At 72.1% G+C, this 24863-nt stretch carries 21 protein-coding genes; 16 read left to right on the top strand and 5 right to left on the bottom strand.

From position 1 onward, the window contains the following. Positions 1-10: 10 nt before the first annotated feature. The gene (locus tag FPZ47_RS14290; protein WP_144950509.1) at positions 11-529 is read left to right on the top strand and encodes a polyadenylate-specific 3'-exoribonuclease AS; all 519 of its coding nucleotides are present in this window, start codon (positions 11-13) and stop codon (positions 527-529) included. Between the two features lie 44 nt (positions 530-573). After that, on the top strand, positions 574-1962 hold the full coding sequence (locus FPZ47_RS14285; RefSeq protein ID WP_144950511.1) for a class II 3-deoxy-7-phosphoheptulonate synthase: 1389 nt from the start codon (positions 574-576) through the stop codon (positions 1960-1962). A gap of 82 nt (positions 1963-2044) precedes the next feature. Here the strand turns inward: FPZ47_RS14285 and FPZ47_RS14280 are convergent, their stop codons facing one another. After that, positions 2045-3250 carry a protein kinase domain-containing protein gene (locus FPZ47_RS14280; RefSeq protein ID WP_246133346.1) on the bottom strand — a complete coding sequence of 402 codons (1206 nt, stop codon included), beginning with the start codon at positions 3248-3250 and terminating at the stop codon, positions 2045-2047. Positions 3251-3328: 78 nt separating this feature from the next. Here FPZ47_RS14280 and FPZ47_RS14275 point away from each other — a divergent pair, with 78 nt between their 5' ends. Then, complete coding sequence (locus FPZ47_RS14275; RefSeq protein WP_210419906.1) at positions 3329-3733, top strand: Rv2175c family DNA-binding protein; 405 nt, start codon at positions 3329-3331, stop codon at positions 3731-3733. Here FPZ47_RS14275 and FPZ47_RS14270 read toward each other — a convergent pair. Continuing rightward, the gene (locus tag FPZ47_RS14270) at positions 3727-5286 is read right to left on the bottom strand and encodes an alpha-(1->6)-mannopyranosyltransferase A (protein ID WP_144950515.1); all 1560 of its coding nucleotides are present in this window, start codon (positions 5284-5286) and stop codon (positions 3727-3729) included. The genes FPZ47_RS14275 and FPZ47_RS14270 overlap by 7 nt on opposite strands. Before the next feature lie 4 nt (positions 5287-5290). After that, positions 5291-6340: a bifunctional (2E,6E)-farnesyl/geranyl diphosphate synthase gene (gene idsA2, locus FPZ47_RS14265; RefSeq protein ID WP_144950517.1), complete on the bottom strand. Its 1050-nt coding sequence runs from the start codon at positions 6338-6340 to the stop codon at positions 5291-5293. A gap of 264 nt (positions 6341-6604) precedes the next feature. Between idsA2 and FPZ47_RS14260 the strand changes: the two genes are divergently transcribed. Next, a complete protein-coding gene (locus FPZ47_RS14260) occupies positions 6605-7501 on the top strand; it encodes a mycobacterial-type methylenetetrahydrofolate reductase (RefSeq protein WP_144950565.1) in 897 nt (298 codons plus the stop codon). Here the strand turns inward: FPZ47_RS14260 and lppM are convergent. Continuing rightward, the gene (lppM, locus tag FPZ47_RS14255) at positions 7498-8142 is read right to left on the bottom strand and encodes a lipoprotein LppM (RefSeq protein WP_144950567.1); all 645 of its coding nucleotides are present in this window, start codon (positions 8140-8142) and stop codon (positions 7498-7500) included. The genes FPZ47_RS14260 and lppM overlap by 4 nt on opposite strands. 152 nt (positions 8143-8294) lie before the next feature. Continuing rightward, the gene (locus FPZ47_RS14250) at positions 8295-8903 is read right to left on the bottom strand and encodes a GNAT family N-acetyltransferase (RefSeq protein WP_144950519.1); all 609 of its coding nucleotides are present in this window, start codon (positions 8901-8903) and stop codon (positions 8295-8297) included. Positions 8904-9252: 349 nt separating this feature from the next. Between FPZ47_RS14250 and FPZ47_RS14245 the strand changes: the two genes are divergently transcribed. The 12 genes from FPZ47_RS14245 to murC all read left to right on the top strand — a co-directional run bounded on the left by FPZ47_RS14245 (position 9253) and on the right by murC (position 24748). Beyond that, the gene (locus FPZ47_RS14245) at positions 9253-9657 is read left to right on the top strand and encodes a DUF3040 domain-containing protein (protein WP_144950521.1); all 405 of its coding nucleotides are present in this window, start codon (positions 9253-9255) and stop codon (positions 9655-9657) included. Positions 9658-10038: 381 nt separating this feature from the next. Continuing rightward, positions 10039-10470 carry a division/cell wall cluster transcriptional repressor MraZ gene (mraZ, locus tag FPZ47_RS14240; RefSeq protein ID WP_144950524.1) on the top strand — a complete coding sequence of 144 codons (432 nt, stop codon included), beginning with the start codon at positions 10039-10041 and terminating at the stop codon, positions 10468-10470. Continuing rightward, positions 10445-11653, top strand: a complete 1209-nt coding sequence (gene rsmH / locus FPZ47_RS14235; protein ID WP_144950525.1) for a 16S rRNA (cytosine(1402)-N(4))-methyltransferase RsmH — start codon at positions 10445-10447, stop codon at positions 11651-11653. The genes mraZ and rsmH overlap by 26 nt, the downstream gene beginning before the upstream one ends. Next, positions 11650-12825: a cell division protein FtsL gene (gene ftsL / locus FPZ47_RS14230; protein WP_144950527.1), complete on the top strand. Its 1176-nt coding sequence runs from the start codon at positions 11650-11652 to the stop codon at positions 12823-12825. The genes rsmH and ftsL overlap by 4 nt, the downstream gene beginning before the upstream one ends. Continuing rightward, complete coding sequence (locus FPZ47_RS14225) at positions 12822-14774, top strand: peptidoglycan D,D-transpeptidase FtsI family protein (RefSeq protein WP_145039468.1); 1953 nt, start codon at positions 12822-12824, stop codon at positions 14772-14774. Before ftsL ends, FPZ47_RS14225 begins: the two co-directional genes overlap by 4 nt. Before the next feature lie 79 nt (positions 14775-14853). Beyond that, a complete protein-coding gene (locus tag FPZ47_RS14220; protein ID WP_144950531.1) occupies positions 14854-16425 on the top strand; it encodes a UDP-N-acetylmuramoyl-L-alanyl-D-glutamate--2,6-diaminopimelate ligase in 1572 nt (523 codons plus the stop codon). After that, the gene (locus FPZ47_RS14215) at positions 16422-17951 is read left to right on the top strand and encodes a UDP-N-acetylmuramoyl-tripeptide--D-alanyl-D-alanine ligase (protein WP_144950533.1); all 1530 of its coding nucleotides are present in this window, start codon (positions 16422-16424) and stop codon (positions 17949-17951) included. Before FPZ47_RS14220 ends, FPZ47_RS14215 begins: the two co-directional genes overlap by 4 nt. Further along, the gene (gene mraY, locus FPZ47_RS14210) at positions 17948-19027 is read left to right on the top strand and encodes a phospho-N-acetylmuramoyl-pentapeptide-transferase (RefSeq protein WP_144950535.1); all 1080 of its coding nucleotides are present in this window, start codon (positions 17948-17950) and stop codon (positions 19025-19027) included. Before FPZ47_RS14215 ends, mraY begins: the two co-directional genes overlap by 4 nt. 20 nt (positions 19028-19047) lie before the next feature. After that, positions 19048-20496, top strand: coding sequence for a UDP-N-acetylmuramoyl-L-alanine--D-glutamate ligase (gene murD, locus FPZ47_RS14205; protein ID WP_425461761.1), 1449 nt, complete (start codon positions 19048-19050; stop codon positions 20494-20496). 6 nt (positions 20497-20502) lie between these two features. Further along, entirely contained in the window at positions 20503-22071 is a 1569-nt protein-coding gene (gene ftsW / locus FPZ47_RS14200) for a putative lipid II flippase FtsW (protein ID WP_425461760.1), read from the top strand. After that, positions 22068-23282, top strand: a complete 1215-nt coding sequence (gene murG, locus FPZ47_RS14195) for an undecaprenyldiphospho-muramoylpentapeptide beta-N-acetylglucosaminyltransferase (RefSeq protein ID WP_144950539.1) — start codon at positions 22068-22070, stop codon at positions 23280-23282. Before ftsW ends, murG begins: the two co-directional genes overlap by 4 nt. Before the next feature lie 38 nt (positions 23283-23320). Next, positions 23321-24748 (top strand): UDP-N-acetylmuramate--L-alanine ligase, encoded by a 1428-nt coding sequence (gene murC, locus FPZ47_RS14190; protein ID WP_425461762.1) that lies wholly within the window; start codon positions 23321-23323, stop codon positions 24746-24748. The last annotated feature ends 115 nt before the right edge of the window (positions 24749-24863 follow it).

Genomic DNA, 24863 nt, shown 5'->3' with positions numbered 1-24863 from the left:
GCTTTCTGCGGTGCGCTACTTCTACGACACCGAGTTCATCGAGGACGGCCGCAGCATCGAGCTGATCTCGATCGGCGTGGTCGCCGAAGACGGTCGCGAGTACTACGCGGTGTCCACCGAATTCGATCCGGAACGCGCCGGTAGCTGGGTGCGCGCGCACGTGCTGCCCAAGCTGCCGCCACCGTCCTCGCAGGTTTGGCGCTCGCGGAGGCGGATCCGGGAGGACCTGGAGGAGTTCTTCGGCGTCTCGGGCGTCTCGGGCGCCGACCCGATCGAGCTGTGGGCCTGGGTCGGGGCCTACGACCACGTGGCCCTGTGCCAGTTGTGGGGCACGATGCCGGAGCTGCCGCGGGCGCTGCCCCGCTTCACCCGCGAACTGCGGCAGCTCTGGGAGGACCGCGGATCCCCCCGGCTGCCGCCGCGCTCGCGCGACGCGCACGACGCGCTGGTCGACGCCCGCGATCAATTGCGCCGCTTCCGGCTGATCACGTCGGCCGACGAGCCGCCGGCCGGACGGCGTTCGTCCTGATCAGCCCCGAACTGCCCAGGCCGGGTGCCGGTTACCATGGACCGATGAACTGGACCGTCGACATCCCGATCGACCAGCTGCCTTCGCTGCCGCCGCTGCCGACCGAGCTGCGCGCCCGCCTCGACGCCGCGCTGGCCAAGCCCGCCGCCCAGCAGCCCGGCTGGCCGGCCGACCAGGCCACCGCGATGCGCACGGTCCTGGAGAGCGTGCCGCCGGTGACGGTGCCGTCCGAGATCGTGCGCCTGCAGGAACAACTGGCCGCGGTCGCCAAGGGGGAGGCGTTCCTGCTGCAGGGCGGCGACTGCGCGGAGACGTTCACCGACAACACCGAACCTCACATCCGGGGCAACATCCGGGCGCTGCTGCAGATGGCCGTGGTGCTGACCTACGGCGCCAGCATGCCGGTGGTCAAAGTGGCCCGCATCGCGGGCCAGTACGCCAAGCCGCGCTCGTCCGACATCGACGCGCTGGGCCTGAAGTCCTACCGCGGCGACATGGTCAACGGCTTCGCCCCGGATGCCGCCGCGCGCGACCACGACCCGTCACGGCTGGTGCGGGCCTATGCCAACGCCAGCGCGGCGATGAACCTGGTGCGGGCCCTGACCTCGTCGGGACTGGCCTCGCTGCACGGGGTACACGACTGGAACCGCGAGTTCGTCGCGACCTCGCCGGCCGGGGCGCGATACGAGGCGCTGGCCACCGAGATCGACCGTGCGCTGCGCTTCATGAGTGCGTGCGGGGTGGCCGACCGTAACCTGCAGACCGCCGAAATCTTCGCCAGCCACGAGGCTTTGGTGCTCGACTACGAGCGGGCGATGCTGCGCCTGTCCGAGGGCGAAGACGGCGAGCCCCGGCTCTACGACCTGTCGGCGCACACCGTGTGGATCGGCGAGCGCACCCGCCAGCTCGACGGTGCGCACGTCGCGTTCGCCGAGGTGATCGCCAACCCGATCGGCGTCAAGATCGGCCCGACGATGACCCCCGAACTCGCCGTCGAATACGTCGAGCGGCTCGACCCGCGCAGCCAGCCCGGCCGGCTGACGCTGGTCAGCAGGCTGGGGAACAGCAAGGTCCGCGACCTGCTCCCGCCGATCGTCGAGAAGGTGCAGGCCACCGGTCACCAGGTGATCTGGCAGTGCGACCCGATGCACGGCAACACCCACGAGTCGTCCAACGGGTACAAGACCCGCCACTTCGACCGCATCGTCGACGAGGTGCAGGGATTCTTCGAGGTGCACCGGGCGCTGGGCACCCATCCGGGTGGCATCCACGTCGAGATCACCGGCGAGAACGTCACCGAATGTCTCGGTGGCGCGCAGGACATCTCGGACACCGACCTGGTGGGGCGCTACGAGACGGCGTGTGACCCGCGGCTGAACACCCAGCAGTCGCTGGAGCTGGCGTTCCTGGTCGCCGAGATGCTGCGCGACTAGCCAGGACCTGCACTCCCCGCAAGCGTGGGTGTCTGTACGAGGACACGCCGGCGTATGCGTGCATGTGCGCACGCTCGCGGGCTCACAGCAGGCCGCTCAGGTTGCTGCCGATAGTCCATCCCACGGTCGCCACGAGCCCGGTGAGGGCGAGCAGGACCGCCACCCAGATCAGCACCATGCGCCGGCCACGCTGACGGGCCCACACGAACTCGCTCATCGCGATCCCGGCGAATTCCCCTGTCGCGGGCCCGTATTCGTATTCGTCCGGCTCGACCCGGGGTTGCGCCGCGGGCCAGTCCCCGGGCCCGCGGGTGAGCTGGCGGGTGGGCTGGTGAACCGGCGCGGTCCTGCGCTCCGCCATCCGGCTGTGCTGCAGTGCGGCCGAGCGGTGCTGGGCGGAATTGCTCGGGGCGGGCACCCGGAAGCCCGGCAAACCGAGTTCGTCGGCGATCGCCTCCAGCTCGGCGGCCATCTCGACCGCGTCGGCGTATCGGTCGGCGGGGTTGCGGGCGGTCGCGCGCCGCACCAACTCGTCGAATTGCGGGGGCACGCCGTCGATCGCCGCGCCGGCCGGGGGCACATCGCTGTCCAGGCGCTGGTAGGCGATCGACAGTGCCGAGTCACCGGTGAACGGCGTGCGCCCGGTCAGCAGCTCGTAGGTGAGGATCCCGGTGGAGTAGACGTCGCTGCGGGGGCTGGCTTGATTGGGTGGGCAGTCGCGGACCTGCTCGGGGGACAGGTAGGCCGCCGTTCCCAGCATGACGCTGGCGGAGGTGATCCCGGCCGCGGCCACGGCGCGAACAAGCCCGAAATCGGCGATCTTCACGTCGCCTTCGTCGGAGATCAGCACGTTCTCCGGCTTGACGTCGCGGTGCACCAGGCCGGCGCCGTGCGCGGCGGCCAGCCCGCCCAGCACCGGGCGCAGCACCGCCGCGACGGCGTGGGGCGGCATCGGGCCGCGCTCGGCCAGCAACTCGCGCAGCGTGCCGCCCTCGACGAGCTCCATGACCAGAAACGGGTGCCGGGCGTCCAGCCCCTGGTCGTAGACGGCGACCAGCCCCGGGTCCTTCAAGCGCGCCACCGAGCGGGCCTCGAGCCGGAAGCGGGTCAGGAACTGCTCGTCGCCGGCGTAGCGGGCGTCCATGACCTTCACCGCGACGGGGCGGTCGAGCCGGATGTCCAGGCCGCGGTACACCGTCGAGGTACCCCCGCTGGCGATTCTGGACTCCACGAGGTAGCGGCCGTCCAGCAGCGTGCCGTCCAGCTCACCGATCCCTGCGCCTGCCACGGGGCCATCGTAGGTGCGCCGCGGCGCCCGGTTGAAAGCTTCATGCTCAACACGCCGAGCAGGGCATACACTTGCGCGGTGGGCAGCATCCCGGCCGGCGACGACGTCATAGATCCCGACGAGCCAACGTACGACCTGCCCCGGGTCGCCGAGTTGCTCGGCGTGCCGGTCGGCAAGGTGCACCAGCAGTTACGGGAGGGCCACCTGGTCGCGCTGCGCCGCAACGGCGGCGTCGTGATCCCCCAGGTGTTCTTCACCGGCACCGGCGAGGTGGTCAAGAGCCTGCCGGGGCTGTTGACCATCCTGCGCGACGGTGGTTACCGCGAGACCGAGATCCTGCGGTGGCTGTTCACCCCCGACTCGTCGCTGACCGTCACCCGCGACGGCAGCCGGGACACCGTCAGCAACGCCCGTCCCGTCGACGCCCTGCACGCGCACCAGGCGCGGGAGATCGTGCGCCGGGCCCAGGCTATGGCTTATTGAGGCTGATCGAGGCTGACCGCGGCCTGTTCACTCGCACCCGCCGGTGCTCGGTTCAGCGCGTACCAGGCGATCACTGCGCAGGCGGTGGCCAGCCAGAAGTGCAGCCACGAGTACATGCCGTGCGAGCCGTCGGGTTTGAAGATGACCATCACCCACGTCGAGGACGCCGCGATGACGGCGACCGCACGCCGCGACTGGGCCAGCGGCGCGGCGACCGCCAGCGGCCAGGAGTAGTACCACGGCAGCGCGGCCGGCACGAACAACACGACGATCAGCATCGACCACGCGATGCCGGTCAGCGCGGCGCGGTCGTCGCGGCGGTACCGCCACCACAGCAGCGGCAGCGACACCGCGATCACCCCGATCCCGATCATCCGGGTGACGCGCAGCAGGGGATAGAAGTCGAAGGTGAAGAAGTTGCTGCCCCAGGCGTGGATCAGGTTCGCCGCCCCGGTCGGCACGGTCAGCCAGTTGATGATCTTCACCGATCCGGCTAGCGCGGTCAGCCAGCCCAGGCCGACGCCGGCCGCGGCGGACAGTATCTCGAACACCACGGCGAAGACGAGCACGGATAGCGCCATGGCCGCCAGGAACGCCCGCGCCGGGGGGTATCCCCGGCGGTCGCGCAGATGCCGCATCCACACCCAGACCAGAAACGGCAACGAGATCGCCGCGGTGGCCTTGACCGCGCTCGCCACGGTGATCAGGGCGACGCCCGGCAGGTGGCGGCCGCCGAAAGTCAGGGCGATGCCGGCGGCCATGAGCCCGACCATCAGCATCTCGTTGTGCACCCCGCCCATCAGGTGGATGAGCACCAGCGGGTTGAGGACGCAGATCCACAACGCGATGGAGCCGTCGGTGCCCAGGTGATGCGCCAGTCGGGGAGTGGCCCAGATGAGCAGCGCCAGCCCGGGCAGCATGCACAGGCGCAGCAACATGGTCCCGGCCACCACGTTGTTGCCGACGATGACCGTGACGAACTTCGCGACCAGGATGAACGCCGGGCCGTACGGCGCGGTGGTGATCGTCCAGATAGGACTTACGTTGTCCAGCAACGAGTTCGGGTTCGCCACGGGGCCCACCGCATAAGGGTCCAGGCCGTCGCGCAGCAGCGCCCCCTGGGCCAGATAGGAATACGTGTCCCGGCTGAACACGGGCACGGAGACCAGCAGCGGCGCCAGCCAGAACCCGGTGGTGGCCTTCATCACGTATTCGGTCGCGTCGCCGGCCAGCACGCGCCGGCCCAGTGCCAGCCACGCGATCAGCATCAGACCCACGCCGGCCCACAGCACGATCGACGACAGCACCAGCCCATGCCCGAAGCGCAGCCACGACATGTGGATCGACTCCAGCAGCGGGTCGTGCTGGCGGGTGCTGCCCGCGCCCAGCCCGCCCATGGTGATCAGCGCCGAGCCGACGAACCCCAGCTTCGCCGGTCGCGATTCCGGTCCCGCGACGAATACCAGCAGCCGTGAGAACCGTTGGAAGTAGCGGTGTTTCGCCGTGGACGAGCCGGCGGCCGGGGTCTGCGTCGGACTCGACGGGGTTTCCATCGGCTCAGGCGGACCGGTTCGTGGCCATCCTGGCCAGTGCGGACAGCCCCGCTTTGGCCGCCGCGTTGACGGGGGCCGACGCCAGCGTGGCCAGCGCCCGCTGCGTCAGCGCGGCGATGCGCTGCTCGACCGCCTGCAGCGCGCCCACCGCCTTGATGACGTCGCGCAGCTCGTTCACCTGCGCGTCGGTCAGCTCCGCGCCGATCGAGCCGCGCAACAGCCGGGCCGCCGCCGGATCCGACTTGTCCGCGAGTTCGACCGCCTCGGCCAGCAGCACCGTCCGCTTTCCCGACCGCAGGTCGTCGCCGGACGGCTTGCCGGTGACCGACGGGTCCCCGAACACGCCCAGCACGTCGTCGCGCAGCTGGAACGCCACGCCGAGGTCCACCCCGAACTGCTTGAAGGTGTCCTGGACGTCGGGTCTGTCCGCGGCGGCGGCCACCCCGAGCTGCAGGGGCCGTGCCACCGTGTAGCTGGCGGTCTTGAAGGTGTCGACGTTCATCGCCGAGGCGATCGACTCGGCGGCGCTCGCCTCGGCGACGATGTCGAGGTACTGCCCGCCGAGCACCTCGGTGCGGATGTCGGCCCATACGCGCAGGACCCGCCGCTGGGTGTCGGGTGCCAGGTCCGCGCCGAACACGACGTCGTCGGCCCAGGCCAGCGCCAGGTCGCCGAGCAGGATCGCCGCCGACATTCCGAACCTGTCCGGGGAGCCACGCCACCGCCGGTTGCGGTGCAATTCGGCGAAGTGCACGTGGGCGGTCGGCTTGCCGCGGCGGGTCGCGGAGTCGTCGATGACGTCGTCGTGCAGCAGCGCGCAGGCGTGCAGCAACTCCAGCGCGGAGAACAGCAGCAGCACTTCGGGATCGGGATCTTCGTCGGCCACCGCGCGCCAGCCCCAGTAGGCGAAGGCCGGCCGCAGCCGTTTGCCGCCGCCGAGCACGAAATCCTCGAGCGCGGCGATGAAGGCGCCGTACTCGCCACCGATGTAGGCGGTTTCGGTGCGCCGGTCGTGCAGGTAGCGCCGAAGTCGGTCGATGATGGCGTCGGTCACCTCGGCCGTTGCCGTTGCTGCTGGGGCTTTCGGGCTCAGCGCGGCGCCCCTTTCTGCTCGGCTCGACGCGGTGTTTGTTCTAGGCCCGACAGTGTATGTCCCGTCGGCGCCCGGAGTTGCCCGGGCTGGCGCACTGTCCCCGGGCGAGATTCCCCCGCGAGTCGGCGCTGCCCCCATGCCTATGCTGGCGGGGGCCCGGGCTTCGGTCCGCGCTGTCCGGCCCGAAAATGCCGGAGCAGCCTTCGTCTGATGCAGAGGAGCCGCGTGACCCTCAACACCATCGCCCTCGAACTGGTGCCGCCCAACGTGGAAGACGGTCGGGAACGGGCGCTGGAAGATGCGCGAAAAGTGGTGCAGTGCTCGGCCGAGAGCGGCCTAAAGGGCCGGATTCGGCACGTGATGATCCCCGGGATGATCGCCGAGGATGACGACCGTCCCGTGCCGATGAAGCCGAAGCTTGACGTGCTGGACTTCTGGTCGATCATCAAGCCGGAGTTGCCGGGGTTGCGCGGCCTGTGCACGCAGGTGACCGCCTTCATGGACGAGTCGGCGCTGCAGCGGCGGCTCAAGGATCTGTGTGCCGCCGGCATGGAGGGCGTGGTGTTCGTCGGCGTGCCGCGCACGATGAGCGACGGGGAAGGGTCCGGCGTCGCCCCGACCGACGCGCTGTCCATCTACCGGGAGCTGGTGAGCAACCGCGGGGTGATCCTGATCCCCACCCGCGAGGGCGAACAGGGCCGCTTCAACTTCAAGTGCGATCGGGGCGCGACCTACGGCATGACCCAGCTGTTGTATTCGGACGCGATCGTGGGGTTTTTGAAGGAGTTCGCCCACAGCAGCGACCACCGGCCGGAGGTCCTGTTGTCGTTCGGCTTCGTGCCGAAGGTGGAGAGCCGCATCGGGCTGATCAACTGGCTGATCCAGGACCCGGGTAACGCGGCGGTGGCCGCCGAGCAGGAGTTCGTGAAGGAACTGGCCGGTTGCGAGCCGGCACGGAAGCGCCGGCTCATGGTCGACCTGTACAAGCGCGTCATCGACGGCGTCGCCGACCTCGGCTTCCCGCTCAGCATCCATTTCGAGGCGACGTACGGGGTGTCGGCACCGGCGTTCCAGGCGTTCGCCGAGATGCTCGCCTACTGGTCGCCGCTCGCGGCGGCCTAGCCCGGCGGTGGGTCGCGCGGGCCGCTGAACCGCGGTGAGCGGTCGCGGCTGAACCAGGCCAGCGCCGCCACCGCGCCGGCGGCCGCGAAGGACGCGATGGCCAGCCAGATGCCGGCCCCGGTGAACGACCGCGTGTTGGGATCGGTGTAGCGCGCCTGGGCGGTCATGGTGCTCACCACACCCGGTTTGAGCTTCCACGAGACGACGTCGGGCTCGGCGCGGTCGCCGTTGGTGGAGGTGACCACCCCCGGGAAGGCGACGGTCAGCTCCACTTCGGCGTCGGGATCCGTGAGCGAGGTCAGATCGGCCCGGCCCTCCAGGATCACCAGGTTGCCGTTGCGGCGCAGCGACAGGTTGACGCCGGCGGCGTTGGAGTTCATGTCCGCCAGCTGCGGCACCTCGGCGAACGTCAGGTCGGAGAACACCGCCTGCGACCCCACATAGCCGTCGCTGTCGTAATTGGACACCGCGACCTTCTGGGCAAACGGTAGGTTGTTCTCCAGCTGCGGGCCGGTGTCCTTGGGCGTCTTGGGTTTGGCGGCGGCGATGATCTCCCCGGAGACCAGATCGTCGGGCGAGATGGTGATCGATGCCCTGACCCGCAGGCACCCGGTGGCCAGCGGGACCAGCAGGAGCAGCATGGCCCCGGCCAGCACCCGGCGCCGCCGAGCGGTGAATCCTCGGGCATGAATCGGGGGAGAGCCGGCGCGCACCAGGTCATCGTGCCAGACGCGGCGTGGCGGGTCGGCGGGTCGTCGCGGGTGCGCGGTGGCGCGTCGGCCCGGGGGACCGATCACTGCAGGGGCAACGCCCGGCCCAGGACCGCGAACGCGCGTGGGTCGCCGGCGAAGTGGTAGCCGCGAATGACGTCGGTGAAGCCCAGTCGCCGGTACAACCGCCACGCACGGTTGGCCTCGCCGTTGGTTTCCGGGGTCGACAGCAGCACGTTCTTCTCGCCTCGACCGGCGAGCAGCCGCCGGGCCAATGCCTCGCCGAGGCCCCGCCCCTGGGCGCGGGGATGGATGTGCAGCTCGGTCAGCTCGAAATAGCTGCTCATCAGCCGCGCGATCACCTCGGGTGGCGAGCCGCCGCGCTGCAGACCCATCACGACCTGCTGCTGCCACCACTGCCCGGCTGCCCCGGGGTAGCCGTAGGCCACGCCGACCAGCGGCGCATCGCTCAGCGGGGCGCCCGAGGCGACCCCGTCCCCTGCCGCGGCCTCGTCGGTCTCCACCGCGGCGACCCCTTGCCAGCCCCGCCGCCGCAGGTGCTCGAGCCACATCGCGGCACGTTGCTTCTCGGTGCCCCGTGGGTATCGCATCGCCTCGACGTACACCCCCAGGGCGTCGCCGAGGCGGCGCTCCATATCGGCGGGCGGCAGATCGATGAGGAAGATCGGCAACTCGCGGTGTCCTCCTGATCCATCGCCCTGCAGCGGCATAGCTTTCCAGCGCTTTCCAGCCCATTCCAGTCCATCTCAGGGCCCGCCGCACCGCCATTATCGGACCCCCGCGGCCCCGGTCGCTGAGCGGTCACGGCTAACAAGCGGTGAAGTCCCCGCCCCGACGGGGCGGTTCTGGCGCACCGGCGTTGCCGTCCGGCCGGGTCTGCCGGCCGGGCCGCGATAGAATCGCCGTCGAACCAGTGGTACGGCGCAGATTGACCTCGTATCATCTGAGTTAGTTGCCCGCAAATCGGGCATCCGCGTGCTATCGATAGTGACGTGCCAAGCTGTCGGCAAGGAGGGACGAATGCCACTCTCCGATCATGAGCAACGGATGCTCGATCAGATCGAGAGCGCTCTCTACGCCGAGGACCCCAAGTTCGCTTCGAGCGTTCGGGGCGCAGGATTCCGCGCGCCCACCGCGCGGCGGCGCCTGCAGGGCGCGGCGCTGTTCGTCATCGGTCTGGCGATGCTGGTATCCGGCGTTGCGTTCAAGGCCACGATGATCGGGAACTTCCCGATCCTGAGCGTCGTCGGTTTCGTCGTGATGTTCGCCGGCGTGGTGTACGCGATCACCGGGCCCCGGTTGGGGGGCCGGCCGGAGCACCCCGGATCCGGACCCGCGTCGCTGCGTCCGCGCCGCACCAGGCGCGGCGGCGGCTCGTTCACCAGCCGCATGGAGGACCGGTTCCGCCGTCGCTTCGACCAGTAGCCGAACCGCCGCCGGCGCGGCGGTGCCGGCTCCGTACGGCGTCGTGAAGGGGTAGCCCGCGGGCTACCCCTTCATTCTTGCGGCAGTTCTTGCGGGCATGCCCGGTTCGAGGCCGAACCGCGTCCGAACTGAGCCCCACCGGACTGCTCCGCATCCCCCCACTTTGCCCCACTCGCCGTATCGTGCCTTTGAAATGCGGTTTTCCGGGGTTGCCACCGGGTTCCACGGTGCCCTCCCGGCACGCCCGGTCGGCCCACGGTGGCAAATGTCCCGGGAAACGCGCCGACGACGCCCTGTTAATGGGGTGAAGTGGGGGATTGTGGGGTATGGTGACAGCAGTGTTCGGGCGAGGCCGAACCGCTCCGGGCGGGAGGTGGGCAGGTGTTTCTCGGCACCTACACGCCCCGGCTCGACGACAAGGGGCGGCTGACGTTGCCCGCCAAATTTCGCGACGCGCTGGCAGGGGGGTTGATGGTCACCAAGAGCCAAGATCACAGCCTGGCCGTCTACCCGCGCGCGGAGTTCGAACAGCTTGCCCGCCGCGCCAGCAAGACGTCGCGCAGCAACCCGGAAGCCCGGGCGTTCCTGCGCAACCTCGCCGCCGGCACCGACGAGCAGCATCCCGACGCGCAGGGCCGCATCACGTTGTCGGCCGACCACCGTCGTTACGCCAACCTGTCCAAGGACTGTGTGGTGATCGGGGCGGTCGACTACCTCGAGATCTGGGACGCCCAGGCCTGGCACGACTACCAGCAGACACACGAAGAGAACTTCTCCGCGGCCAGCGATGAAGCACTCGGCGACATCATCTGAGGCGCATGCCCGTGCATCGTGGCCTCTGCCCGAACCGACCCTGGCGTACTTCCCCAACGCCAGGTTCGTGCCTTCGGACAGGGACCTCGGTGCAGGGGCGCTCTCGGATCCGGTCCGTGCGGTCGACGGCCGCCGCCAAACCCGGGGAGGCGTTGCGGTGGCTGATGATTCGGGTGACCACGGACACGTTCCCGTCCTGCTGCACCGCTGTGTCGAGCTGCTGACCCCGGCGTTGACCCGCCGTGCCGCGGACGGGTCGGGAGCGCTGCTCGTCGACGCGACGCTCGGCGCGGGCGGCCACGCCGAGCGGTTCCTCATCGACCTGCCGGGACTGCGGCTGATCGGGCTCGACCGCGATCCCGGCGCCCTGGACATCGCCCGTGCCCGGCTGGCCAGATTCGCCGACCGGGTCACGCTCGTCCACACCCGTTACGACGGCCTGGCCGCGGCGCTGGCCGAATCCGGTTGTCCGGAGCGGGGATCGGTAGACGGCGTGCTCTTCGATCTGGGTGTGTCGTCGATGCAGCTCGACCGCGCCGAGCGCGGTTTCGCCTACGCGCGCGACGCCCCGCTGGACATGCGGATGGATCCCGGCTCGCCGCTGACCGCGGCCGACATCGTCAATAGCTACGACCAGGCGGCGCTGGCCGACATCCTGCACCGCTACGGCGAGGAGCGGTTCGCGCGCCGCATCGCCGCGCAGATCGTGCGCCGGCGCGCTCGCGCTCCGTTCACCTCCACCGCGGAGCTGGTCGAGCTGCTCTACCAAGCGATTCCGGCCCCGGCGCGGCGCACCGGGGGGCATCCGGCCAAGCGCACGTTCCAGGCGCTGCGCATCGCGGTCAACGACGAGCTGGACTCGCTGCGCCGCGCGCTGCCGGCCGCGCTGGACGCCCTCGCCGGCGCCGGACGCATCGTGGTGCTGTCGTATCAGTCCCTGGAGGACCGGATCGTCAAGCGTGCCTTCGCCGCGGCCGTCGCCACGCGCACGCCGATCGACCTGCCGGTCGAACTGCCCGGCCACGGGCCTCGGTTCCGGTCGTTGACGCGCGGCGCCGAACGCGCGGATGCCGCTGAGATGGAACGCAATCCGCGCAGCGCCGCGGTGCGATTGCGGGCCCTGCAACGGGTGGAGGACGGGGTGGAAGCAGCACGGCACGCAACGGGGAAGGGCGACTCATGAGGACCAAGCGCGAGACGCCGAAACGCCGCGGCGGCAGCGATCGCCGGGGCGGGGGCCCCGGCTCCGGCGGTTCCGCCCGCAAGGGCAGGCGCACCGCGGCCGAGCCGGTGCACAGCACCCGGCCGGGTAAGGCCCCGGCGCCCGCCCGAGAGGGCCGGACACCGGGATCGGGGCCGCAGACCAGCCCCATCCCGCGGCCGGTGGACCGGCCGGTGCGGGCCAAGAGCGCCGGTCAGGCCAAGGCCCGGGCCAAGGCGCGGAAAGCCAAGGCGCCCAAGGTTGTCCGGCCCCGCTTGACGGAGCGGCTGGCGGCGCGGCTGGCCGCGGTCGACCTGCGGCCCCGGACCCTGCTCGGCAAGGTCCCGTTCGTCGTGCTGGTCATCGGTGCGCTCGGTCTCGGGCTTGGGCTGACGCTGTGGTTGTCGACCGCCTCGGCCGAGCGGTCGTACCAGCTGAGCCACGCGCGCGCGAAGAACCGCGTGTTGCAGCAGCAGAAGGAGGCGCTGGAACGCGATGTGCGCGAGGCGGAGTCCGCGCCGGCGCTGGCGGAGGCGGCCCGCAAGCAGGGCATGATCCCGACGCGCGACACCGCCCACCTGGTCCAGGACCCCGCCGGCAACTGGGTGGTCGTGGGCACACCCAAACCCGCCGACGGCGTTCCGCCGCCGCCGCTGAACGCCAAGCTGCCCGACGAGGGTCCCCCGCCGCCGCGGCCGGAGCAGTCCCCCGAGGTCCCGGTCCGCATCGAGCCGGCCCCCGGCGGCCCGGTGGCGCCGGCCCGGCCCGGACCCGAGATGCTGCTGCGCGCCCCGGACGGCTCCTCGACCGTGGGCGGCCAGCACCTGCCCGCCCAGGCGGCGCCGCTGCCCGGCATGCCGGGCGCCCCGGTCACCGGGCAGCCGCCGGGCGCGGTCCTCCCGGTGCCCGGGCAGCTGCCGGGTGCGGGCCCGACACCGGGGTTGCCGGCCCCGGGTATGCCGCTGCCCGTTCCGGTGCCCGGCCAGTTCCCGGCCCCGGGGCCCGCCGAGGTGCCGGTTCCGCTGCAACTGGGCACGGCGCCCGAAGCCCCCCAGGCCGCGGTTCCCGTCGTGCCCGGCGCCGTGGCGCCGCAGCCGGCCACCGCCGGACGGTTCGCGCCGCCCGCCGTGGCGACGCCGGGTGTGGCCGGATGAGCGGCGGGGAGCCCAGGCGGACCCGCCGCTCGCAGTCGGCGCGACCGGGCCGCGGTCCCCGCAAATCCGAGGCAGAGGCTCGGCAGCCCGGGCGGGCCCGGGCGGCGGGCAAAGCCGGCCAGGCCCCCGACACGCGAGAACCCGGGCGATTCCGCAAGACCAGGGGAGCTCGTCGGGCCGGCAACGCGGTCATCCTGGCGATGACGCTGATCGCCGCGGCGCAGCTGTTCGTGCTGCAGGTGACCGATGCCCCGGCGCTGCGCGCGCAGGCGGCCGGACAGCTCAAGGTCACCGACGTCGAGAAGGCGGTGCGCGGCAGCATCGTCGACCGCCACAACGATCAGCTCGCGTTCACCACCGAGTCGCGCGCGTTGACCTTCCAGCCGAAGCGGATTCGCAAACAGCTGGAGGAGGCCAAGGCCAAGAACTCGTCGGCCCCCGACCCGCAGCAGCGGTTGCGCGACATCGCCACGGAGGTCTCGGCCCGCCTGAACAACAAGCCGGACCAGCAGACCGTGCTCAAGAAGCTGCACAGCGACGAGACGTTCGTCTATCTGGCCCGCGCCGTCGACCCCGCCGTCGCCGGTGCGATCTCCGACAAGTACCCCGAGGTGGGTTCCGAACGACAGGACCTGCGCCAGTACCCGGGCGGATCGCTGGCGGCCAACATCGTCGGCGGGATCGACTGGGACGGCCACGGGCTGCTGGGGCTGGAGGAGTCCATGGACGCCGAGCTCTCCGGAACCGACGGCTCGGTCACCTACGACCGCGGATCCGACGGCGTCGTCATCCCCGGCAGCTACCGCAACCGGCACCGCGCGGTCAACGGCTCCACCGTGCAGCTGACCCTCGACGACGACATCCAGTTCTACGTGCAGCAGCAGGTCCAGCAGGCCAAGAACGTGTCCGGGGCGCACAACGTCTCGGCCGTCGTCCTGGATGCCAAGACCGGCGAGGTGCTGGCCATGGCCAACGACAACACCTTCGACCCCTCCCAGGACATCGGGCGCCAAGGCGACCGGCAGCTGGGCAACCCGTCGGTGTCCTCGCCCTTCGAGCCCGGCTCGGTGAACAAGGTGATCACCGCCTCGTCGGTCATCGAGTACGGGCTGTCCAACCCCGACGAGGTGCTGCAGGTGCCCGGCTCGATCAACATGGGCGGGGTCAACGTGCACGATGCCTGGGACCACGGCGTGATGCCCTACACCACCACCGGCGTCTTCGGGAAGTCGTCCAACGTCGGCACCCTGATGCTGGCCCAGCGCGTGGGCCCGGAGCGCTACTACGACATGGTCGAGAAGTTCGGGCTGGGACGGCGCACCAACGTCGGGCTGCCCGGCGAGAGCGCCGGGCTGGTCCCGCCGATCGACCAGTGGTCGGGCAGCACCTTCTCCAACCTGCCCATCGGCCAGGGCCTTTCGATGACCCTGCTGCAGATGACCGGCATGTACCAGGCGATCGCCAACGACGGGGTGCGGATACCGCCGCGCATCGTCAAGGCCACGATCGCGCCCGACGGCACCCGCACCGAGGAGCCGCGCCCGGAGGGCGTCCGGGTGGTGTCGGCGCAGACGGCCCAGACGGTGCGCAACATGCTGCGCGCCGTGGTGCAACACGACCCGATGGGCTACCAGCAGGGCACCGGGCCGGCGGCGGCGGTGCCCGGCTACCAGATGGCCGGTAAGACCGGCACCGCCCAGCAGATCAACCCGGGCTGCGGCTGCTACTTCGACGACGTCTACTGGATCACCTTCGCCGGCATGGCGACCGTCGACAATCCGCGCTATGTCATCGGCATCATGATGGACAACCCGAACCGCAACCCCGACGGCACGCCGGGGCACTCGGCGGCCCCGCTGTTCCACAACATCGCGGGCTGGCTGATGCAGCGCGAGAACGTGCCGCTGTCGCCCGACCCGGGGCCGCCGCTGGTGCTGCAGGCCACCTGAGGACGCCGCACCGCCGGCCGTCACACGCCCGAGGGCAGACCCGGGCGGGTTTCGGGTAGGTAGGGTGTCAGGGCCGATCATGGGGATCGGGCGGCGGGAAAGGGAGGTCCGGAAATTGTCGTCGGCGCCTCTCGGACCCGGTTCCCGCCCCCGCACCACCGCGGGCGCGCTGCTGTCGACGCTGGCGGCCCGGGTCGGCGCCGTCCCGGCCGGCCGCACTACCGCCCCCGATGTGCCGGTCACCGGTGTGACGCTGCGCGGCCAGGATGTGCGTCCCGGTGACCTGTTCGCCGCCCTGCCCGGCACCACCACGCACGGGGGGCGGTATGCCGCGGACGCGGTCCAACGGGGAGCCGTCGCGATCCTCACCGACGCCGCCGGGGTTGCTGAGATGGTCAACCTGGCCAAGGCGGTCCCCGTCCTCGTGCACCCCGATCCCCGCCGCGTGCTCGGTGACCTGGCCGCCACCGTGTACGGCCACCCGTCCGAGCGGTTGACGGTGATCGGGATCACCGGCACCTCGGGCAAGACCACCACGACGTATCTGGTGGAGTCCGGTCTGCGTGCGGCCGGGCGGGTGGCCGGGCTGATCGGCACCGTGGGCATCCGGGTCGACGGCGCCGACGTCCCCAGCGCGCTGACCACCCCGGAAGCCCCCGCGCTGCAGGCCATGCTCGCCGTGATGGCCGAACGTGGCGTGGACACGGTGGTCATGGAGGTGTCCAGCCACGCGCTCACACTGGGCCGGGTGGACGGCACCGGGTTCGCGGCCGCCGGGTTCACCAACCTGTCCCGCGACCACCTCGACTTCCACCCCACCATGGCCGACTACTTCCAAGCCAAGGCGCTGCTGTTCGACCCGAACTCGCCGCTGCGTGCGCGCCGCGTCGTGGTGTGCGTCGACGACGACGCCGGGCGTGCGATGGCCGGGTTGGCCGCGGACGCGATCACCGTCAGTGCCGAAGGCCGACCCGCGCACTGGCGCGCGATCGACGTGATCCTGGCGGGCGCCGGGGGACAAGAGTTCACCGCTGTGGACCCCGCCGGCGTGCACCACCGGGTCGGCATCAACCTGCCGGGTCGCTACAACGTTGCGAATTGCCTGGTGGCGCTGGCCCTGCTGGAGGCGGCCGGCGTGTCCCCGGAGCAGGCGGCGCCGGGTCTGCTGGAGACCCGGGTGCCGGGGCGCATGGAACAGGTCGACCGCGGCCAGGACTTCCTGGCGCTGGTCGACTACGCGCACAAGCCAGGGGCGTTGCGGGCGGTGCTGTCGACCCTCAAACGCCCCGGCGGCCGGCTGGCGGTGGTCTTCGGCGCCGGCGGCGAGCGCGACCCGGGCAAGCGGGCGCCGATGGGTGAGATCGCCGCCGAACTGGCCGACCTCGTCGTCGTCACCGACGACAACCCGCGCGGTGAGGAGCCCGCGGCGATCCGCCGCGAGATCCTGGCCGGCGCGGCTCGCGGTCCCGCCGAGGTCGTCGAGATCGCCGACCGGCGGGCGGCGATCCACCACGCCGTCGCGTGGGCGCGCACCGGCGACGTCGTGCTGATCGCCGGCAAGGGGCACGAGACCGGGCAGCGCGGCGCCGGGCGGACCCGCCCGTTCGACGACCGGGTGGAGCTGGCCGACGCCCTGGCGGCACGGCGATGATCGACCTGACCGTCGCCCGGATCGCCGAGATCGTCGGCGGCACGCTGGCCGACATCTCGCCACAGGACGCCGCGGCGCTGCGGGTCACCGGCACCGTGGAGTTCGACTCGCGCGCGGTCGGCCCCGGCGGGCTGTTCCTGGCGTTGCCCGGCGCGCGCTCCGACGGGCATGACCACGCGGCCGCGGCGGCGGCCGCGGGCGCGGTCGCGGTGCTGGCGGCCCGCCCGGTCGGCGTCCCCGCCATCGTGGTTGCCCCCGAAGGCGCTTCGGCTTCGCGGGCCGGGGTGCTCGAGCACGACCCCGACGGCTCGGGTGCCGCCGTGCTCGCCGCGCTGGCCCAGCTGGCCCGGGCGGTGGCCGACGAGCTGGTGGCCGGCGGGCTGACGATCATCGGGATCACCGGGTCGTCGGGAAAGACCTCGACCAAGGACCTGGTGGCCGCCGTGCTGGCGCCGCTGGGCGAGGTGGTCGCCCCGCCGGGGTCGTTCAACAACGAGCTGGGTCACCCGTGGACGGTGCTGCGCGCCACCCGCCGCACCGACTTCCTGGTGCTCGAGATGTCGGCGCGCCACCCCGGCAACATCGCCGCGCTGGCGCAGATCGCCCCGCCGGCGATCGGCGTGGTCCTCAACGTGGGCACCGCGCACCTGGGCGAGTTCGGCTCCCGGGACGCCATCGCCAGAACGAAATCTGAACTGCCGCAATCTGTTCCGTCGTCAGGGGTGGTCGTCCTCAACGCCGACGACCCGGCGGTGGCGGCGATGGCGGGGGTGACCGCGGCCCGGGTGGTGCGGGTCGGGCGGGCCGGCCCGGCAACCCCGGACGTGTGGGCGGACGACGTCTCGCTCGACGAGCTGGCCCGGCCGCGCTTCACCCTGCACGCGCGCGGCGCCGCGACCGAGGTCCGGCTGGGCGTCCACGGCGACCACCAGGTCACCAACGCGCTGTGCGCCGCCGCGGTCGCGCTGGAGTGCGGCGCCGGGCCCGAACAGGTGGCCGACGCGCTGGCCGGCGCCGGTCCCGTGTCGCGGCACCGGATGCAGGTCATCACCCGCGCCGACGGGGTCACCGTGATCGACGACGCCTACAACGCCAACCCCGACTCGATGCGGGCCGGGCTGCAGGCGCTGGCTCAGATCGCCCACGGCGGCGGGGCCCGCGCGGGCGCAAAGCGCACCAGCTGGGCGGTGCTGGGGGAGATGGCCGAGCTCGGTGAGGACGCGATAACCGAGCATGAGCGCATCGGCAGGCTGGCCGTGCGCTTAGATGTGTCTCGACTGGTCGTCGTGGGAAATGGGAGGTCGATGAGCGCCATGCACCACGGAGCGGTCCTGGAAGGCGGATGGGGCGCCGGAGCCGTGAGTGTGGCCGACCCCGACGCGGCCCTGGCCCTGGTGCGCGCCGAGGTGCGGCCCGGCGACGTGGTCCTGGTCAAGGCGTCCAACGCGGCCGGGCTGGGCGCGCTGGCCGACGCCCTGGCCCGGGACGCGCCGGGCGGCGAGCCCGCCGACGAGGCCCCCCGGTGAGACAGATCCTCGTCGCCGTCGCAATCGCGCTGACGGTGTCCATCCTGTTGACCCCGGCGCTGATCCGGCTGTTCACCAAGCAGGGATTCGGGCACCAGGCCCGCGAGGACGGCCCGCCCAGCCACCACACCAAGAGCGGCACGCCGTCGATGGGCGGGGTGGCGATCGTCGCCGGCATCTGGGCGGGCTACCTGGGCACGCACCTCGCCGGCCTCGCCTTCGACGGCGAAGGGGTGTCCGCGTCGGGCCTGCTGGTGCTCGGCCTGGCCACCGCGCTGGGCGGCGTCGGGTTCCTCGACGACCTGATCAAGATCCGCAGGTCGCGCAACCTCGGGCTGAACAAGACGGCCAAGATGCTCGGGCAGGTCGCCGCCGCGGTGCTGTTCGGGGTGCTGGTGCTGCAGTTCCACAACGCCAACGGCCTGTCCCCGGCCAGCCCGAACCTGTCCTACGTCCGGGAGATCGCCACCGTTACGCTGGCGCCGGCGTTGTTTGTGCTGTTCTGCGTGATCGTGGTCAGCGCCTGGTCCAACGCGGTCAACTTCACCGACGGCCTGGACGGGTTGGCGGCCGGCAGCATGGCGATGGTCACCGCCGCCTACGTACTGATCACCTTCTGGCAGTACCGCAACGCCTGCGTCACCGCGCCCGGCCTGGCGTGCTACAACGTGCGCGATCCGCTGGACCTGGCGATCGTGGCCGCCGCCACCGCCGGCGCGTGCATCGGCTTCCTGTGGTGGAACGCCGCGCCCGCCAAGATCTTCATGGGCGACACCGGGTCCCTGGCGCTGGGTGGCATCATCGCGGGACTGTCGGTCACCAGTCGCACCGAGGTCCTCGCCGTCGTGCTGGGTGCGCTGTTCGTCGCCGAGGTCAGCTCCGTCGTGGTGCAGATCCTGGCCTTCCGCACCACCGGGCGCCGGGTGTTCCGGATGGCGCCCTTCCACCACCATTTCGAATTGGCCGGCTGGGCCGAGACGACGGTGATCATCCGCTTCTGGTTGCTGACCGCGATCACCTGCGGCCTGGGCGTGGCCCTGTTCTACGGTGAGTGGCTGGCCGCGGTCGGTGCGTGATGAGCGGCTTCGACAAGGCGATGGTTCCCTTGGTGCCGGGCGCGCCCGTCCTGGTGGCCGGCGGCGGTGTGACGGGCCGGGCGGCACTGGCGGCCCTGTCCCGCTTCGGCGCCGCGGTGACCCTGTGCGACGACGACCCGGCCACGCTGCGCGGGTACGCCGAGCGGGGCGTGGCGACCGAGTCGACGTCGGCGGCCGCGCAACGCATCTCGGCATACGCGCTGGTGGTGACCAGCCCCGGCTTCGCGCCGGGCACGGCGGTGCCGGCCGCCGCGGCGACGGCGGGGGTGCCGATCTGGGGTGACGTCGAGCTGGCCTGGCGGCTCGACGCCGCGGGCCACTACGGCCCGCCGCGCCGCTGGCTCGTCGTGACCGGCACCAACGGCAAGACGACGACGACGTCGATGCTGCACGCCATGCTGATCGCCGGGGGCCGCCGCGCGCTGTTGTGCGGCAACATCGGCAGTCCGGTGCTGGACGTCCTCGACGAGCCCGCCGACCTGCTGGCCGTCGAGCTGTCCAGCTTCCAGCTGCACTGGGCGCCGTCGTTGCGGCCCGAGGCCGGCGTCGTGCTCAACATCGCCGAGGACCACCTGGACTGGCACGCGTCGATGGCCGAGTACACCGCCGACAAGGCCCGGGTGCTCGACGGCCGGGTGGCCGTGGTCGGACTGGACGACGCGCGAGCCGCCGCGTTGCTGGAGACCGCGGCGGCGCCGGTACGGGCCGGCTTCCGGCTGGGCGAACCGGCCCCCGGCGAGCTCGGCGTGCGCGACGGCCGGCTCGTCGACCGGGCCTTTGCCGAGGACCTGGCGCTGGCAGGCGTCGACTCGATCCCGGTGCCGGGCCCCGTCGGGGTGCTCGACGCCCTGGCCGCGGCCGCGCTGGCCCGGTCCTTCGGGGTGCCCGCCGGGGCCATCGCCGCGGCGATCGGGTCGTTCCGGCTGGGCCGGCACCGGGCCGAGGTCGTCGCCGTCGCCGACGGCATCACCTACGTCGACGACTCGAAGGCCACCAACCCGCACGCCGCCGAGGCGTCCGTGCTGGCCTACCCCCGGGTGGTCTGGGTGGCGGGCGGTTTGCTGAAGGGCGCGTCGGTCGACGAGGAGGTCGCCAGGATCGCGTCCCGGCTGGTCGGAGCGGTGCTCATCGGTCGCGACCGGCAGAAGGTTGCAGAGGCGTTATCGCGACACGCGCCGGATGTCCCCGTCGTCCAGGTTGTGACAGGCGAGGATGCTGGTATGGATGCGACTGCTGTGATTTCTGAGATAGATGTGACAGAAGTGAAGCCCACGGGCGGGGATCTCGGTGTTCGCGTCATGACGGCCGCAGTGGCCGCGGCACGCAACCTTGCCCAGCCGGGAGACACGGTGCTGCTGGCGCCCGCCGGCGCCTCGTTCGACCAGTTCGGCGGCTACGCCGAGCGGGGCGACGCCTTCGCGGCCGCCGTGCGCGCGGCCCTCCGGTAGGCGGGTGTGGACAACGCGCTGACCCGGCTGCTGGCCCGGGGCAAGAAAGCCGGCGCGGCCGAAACCGGCGCGCAGGGCGACCCGCCCGCGCCGGACACCACCGACACCGACCCGGCGAAGCGCACGAGCAAGGCGAAGGCCGAGAAGGCCGGGCCGCGCCACCGCTTCGGCGCCTGGCTGAACCGGCCGATGACGTCGTTCCACCTGATCATCGCCGTGGCCGGGCTGCTGACGACGCTGGGCCTCATCATGGTGCTGTCGGCCTCGGGTGTGCGGTCCTACGACTCCGACGGATCGGCGTGGGTCATCTTCGGCAAGCAGGTCCTGTGGACGGTCATCGGGCTGGGCGGGTTCTACGTGGCGCTGCGGATGTCGGTGCGGTTCCTGCGCCGCGTCGCGTTCACCGGCTACGTGGTCACCGTCATCCTGCTGGTGCTGGTTCTGGTGCCCGGAATCGGCAACCTGGCCAACGGATCCCGCAAATGGTTCGTCGTCGGCGGGCTGTCGATGCAGCCCTCCGAGCTGGCGAAGATCGCGCTGGCCATCTGGGGCGCGCACCTGCTGGCGGCCCGGCGGCTGGAGCGGGCCTCGCTGCGGGAGATGCTGATCCCGCTGGTGCCCGCCGCCGTCATCTCGCTGGCGCTGATCGTGGCCCAGCCCGACCTGGGGCAGACGGTGTCGCTGGGTATCATCCTGCTGGCCCTGCTGTGGTACGGCGGCCTGCCGCTTCGCGTCTTCGGCACCTCGCTGCTGGCGGTGTTCGCCGCGGGCGCGGTCCTGGCCATGTCCGCCGGCTACCGTTCGGAGCGGGTGCGGTCCTGGATCAACCCGGAGAACGACCCGCAGGACACCGGTTATCAGGCCCGGCAGGCGAAGTTCGCGCTGGCTCACGGCGGCATCTTCGGCGACGGCCTGGGCCAGGGCGTGGCCAAGTGGAACTATCTGCCCAACGCGCACAACGACTTCATCTTCGCGATCATCGGCGAGGAGCTCGGGTTCATCGGCGCGTTCGGGCTGCTGGCGCTGTTCGGGCTGTTCGCCTACACCGGGATGCGGATCGCGCGTCGGTCGGCCGACCCGTTCCTGCGGCTGTTGACCGCCGCCACGACCATGTGGGTGTTGGGCCAGGCGTTCATCAACATCGGCTACGTGATCGGCATCCTGCCGGTCACCGGCATCCAGCTGCCACTGATTTCAGCCGGTGGGACATCAACAGCGGCAACGCTTTTCATGATCGGTATCATGGCCAACGCGGCCCGTCACGAGCCGGAGGCGGTGGCCGCGCTGCGCGCCGGGCGCGACGACAAGGTCAACCGGTTGCTGCGGCTGCCGCTGCCGCAGCCGTACGTGCCGACCCGCCTGGAGTCGTTCCGGGATCGCAAGGGCGTCCGCTCGCAGGCGGCCAGGGCGCCCGCCCGCAACTCCGAGGCGCCGCTGCGCCCGGCCGCCCGGCCGGCCCGGCAGTCTGGGGGGACCGCCCGCGTGCGGGCCAGGCATCATGGGTCTGGCCAGCGTTACGCCGGTCAGCGCCAAACGCGGCGCGCTCGCGCACTGGAAGGTCAGCGTTACGGGTGAACGACACCGTCGAGAAGTCCGCCGGCGGGCTGGGGGCAAGCCCCTCGCCCGCCGGTGCCTTGTCGGTCGTGCTCGCCGGCGGCGGGACCGCCGGGCACGTGGAGCCCGCGATGGCCGTGGCCGACGCGCTGGCCGCGCTGGATCCGCAGGTCCGGATCACCGCGTTGGGCACCGCGCGCGGCCTCGAGACCAGGCTGGTGCCCGAGCGCGGCTACCATCTCGAACTGATCACGCCGGTGCCGCTGCCGCGGAAACCCGGCGGTGACCTCGCGCGGCTGCCGCCGCGGGTGTGGCGTGCCGTCCGGGAGACCCGCGCGGTGCTCGACGGCGTGGACGCCGACGTGGTCGTCGGGTTCGGCGGGTACGTCGCGCTGCCTGCCTACCTGGCCGCCCGCGGCGTGCCGCGGTTGCGCCGCCGCATCCCGGTGCTGATCCACGAAGCCAACGCGCGCGCCGGGCTGGCGAACCGCGTCGGCGCCCGCACCGCCGACCGGGTGCTCGCCGCGGTGTCCGGCTGCGGGCTGGCGCGCGCCGAGGTCGTCGGCGTGCCGGTGCGCGCGGCCATCACCACGCTGGACCGCGCGGCGCTGCGGGCCGAGGCGCGGGCGCACTTCGGCTTCGCCGGCGACGCGCGGGTGCTGCTGGTGTTCGGCGGCTCGCAGGGGGCGGTGTCGCTCAACCGCGCCGTGTCCGGGGCCGCCGCCGACCTGGCCGCCGCGGGCGTGTCGGTGCTGCACGCGCACGGCCCCAAGAACACCCTCGACCTCCGTCGTCCCGGGCCGGGCGACCCGCCCTACGTGGCGGTGCCCTACCTGGACCGGATGGACCTGGCCTACGCCGCCGCCGACCTGGTCATCTGCCGATCCGGGGCGATGACGGTCGCCGAGGTCTCGGCCGTCGGCCTGCCGGCCATCTACGTCCCGCTGCCGATCGGCAACGGCGAACAGCGGCTCAACGCGCTGCCGGTGGTCAACGCCGGCGGCGGCACGGTGGTGGCCGACGCCGCCCTGACCCCGGAGCTGGTCGCCCGGCAGGCCGCCGGGCTCCTCAACGACCCGCCGCGGTTGGCGGCGATGACGGCTGCCGCCGCCCGGGTGGGCCATCCCGACGCGGCGCGCGAGGTCGCCCGGGCCGCGCTGGACATCGCGCGCCGGGCCCGGACGGCGCGCCACCAACCGGCATCCGGCCGGGAAGGCGGAGGGACGCCGTGACCGCCCGGCCGCTGCCGCCCGAGCTGCAGCGGGTGCACATGGTCGGCATCGGCGGCGCCGGCATGTCGGGCATCGCCCGCATTCTGCTGGACCGGGGCGCCCTGGTGTCCGGGTCGGATGCCAAGGAGTCGCGCGGCGTGCATGCGCTGCGGGCCCGGGGAGCGCTGGTCCGCGTCGGGCACGACACCTCCTCGCTGGACCTGTTGCCGGGCGGCGCCACGGCCGTCATCACCACCTACGCCGCCATCCCGAAGACCAACCCCGAGCTCGTCGAGGCCCGGCGCCGCGGCATCCCGGTGCTGCTGCGACCGGCCGTGCTGGCCAGGCTGATGGACGGGCACACCACCCTGATGGTCACCGGCACGCACGGCAAGACGACCACGACGTCGATGGTGATCGTGGCCCTGCAGCACTGCGGACGCGACCCATCGTTCGCCGTCGGTGGGGAGCTCGGCGAGGCCGGGACCAACGCCCACCACGGCAGCGGCGACTGCTTCGTCGCCGAGGCCGACGAGAGCGACGGCTCGCTGCTGGAGTACCGGCCCGACGTCGCCGTGGTGACCAACATCGAGACCGATCACCTGGATTTCTACGGCAGCGCCGACGCCTACGCCGGGGTGTTCGACTCCTTCGTGGAGCGGCTGGCGCCCGGTGGAGCGCTCGTGGTCTGCACCGACGACCCCGGCGCGGCCGCGCTGGCCGAGCGCAGCGCCGAGCTGGGTGTCCGCGTGCTGCGCTACGGGTCGGCGGGCGACAGCCTGGCCGGCACGCTGGTGGACTGGGAGCAACAGGGCACCGGGGCGGTCGCCCACATCCAACTGGCCGGCGAGCCTCATCCGCGTGTGATGCGGCTGTCGGTGGCGGGTCGGCACATGGCGCTCAACGCGCTGGGCGCGCTGCTGGCGGCGACCCAGATCGGCGCCCCCGCCGACGAGGTGCTCGACGGGCTGGCCGGTTTCGAGGGGGTGCGCCGCCGCTTCGAACTGGTCGGCACGTCCGGAGACGGCCACGCGCCGGTGCGGGTGTACGACGACTACGCCCACCACCCAACGGAGATCAGCGCCACGCTGGCGGCGGTGCGCACGCTGCTCGACCAGGCCGGCGGCGGTCGCTGCGTCGTGGTGTTCCAGCCGCACTTGTATTCGCGCACAAAGGCTTTCGCCGCCGAGTTCGGTCGCGCGCTGGACGCCGCCGACGAGGTGTTCGTCCTCGACGTCTACGGCGCGCGCGAGCAACCGCTCGCAGGTGTCAGCGGCGCCAGCGTCGCCGCGCACGTCGGTGCGCCGGTGCGCTACCTGCCCGACTTCTCCGCGGTGGCCGCAGAGGTGGCCGCGGCCGCCGGCCCCGGCGACGTCATCGTCACGATGGGTGCGGGCGACGTCACCCTGCTGGGGCCCGAGATCGTGACCGCGCTGCGGGTGCGGGCCAACCGCAGCGCGCCCGGCCGGCCGGGGGTACCGCGATGACCCAGCCGAACCCCGAGCCGACCGGGGCCGCGCCCACCGACGTGGTGGGAGAGGAGGTCGGCGCCCCGCCCGCCGCCCCGGTCGGCGAAGCTTGCGACGCCACCCGCGACGGGGG

Origin of the sequence: Mycobacterium helveticum (assembly GCF_007714205.1) — a bacterium.
GTDB classification, from domain to species: domain Bacteria; phylum Actinomycetota; class Actinomycetes; order Mycobacteriales; family Mycobacteriaceae; genus Mycobacterium; species Mycobacterium helveticum.
The sequence above is the reverse complement of the archived record's forward strand: the minus strand, read 5'-3'. Positions and strand labels throughout refer to the sequence as shown.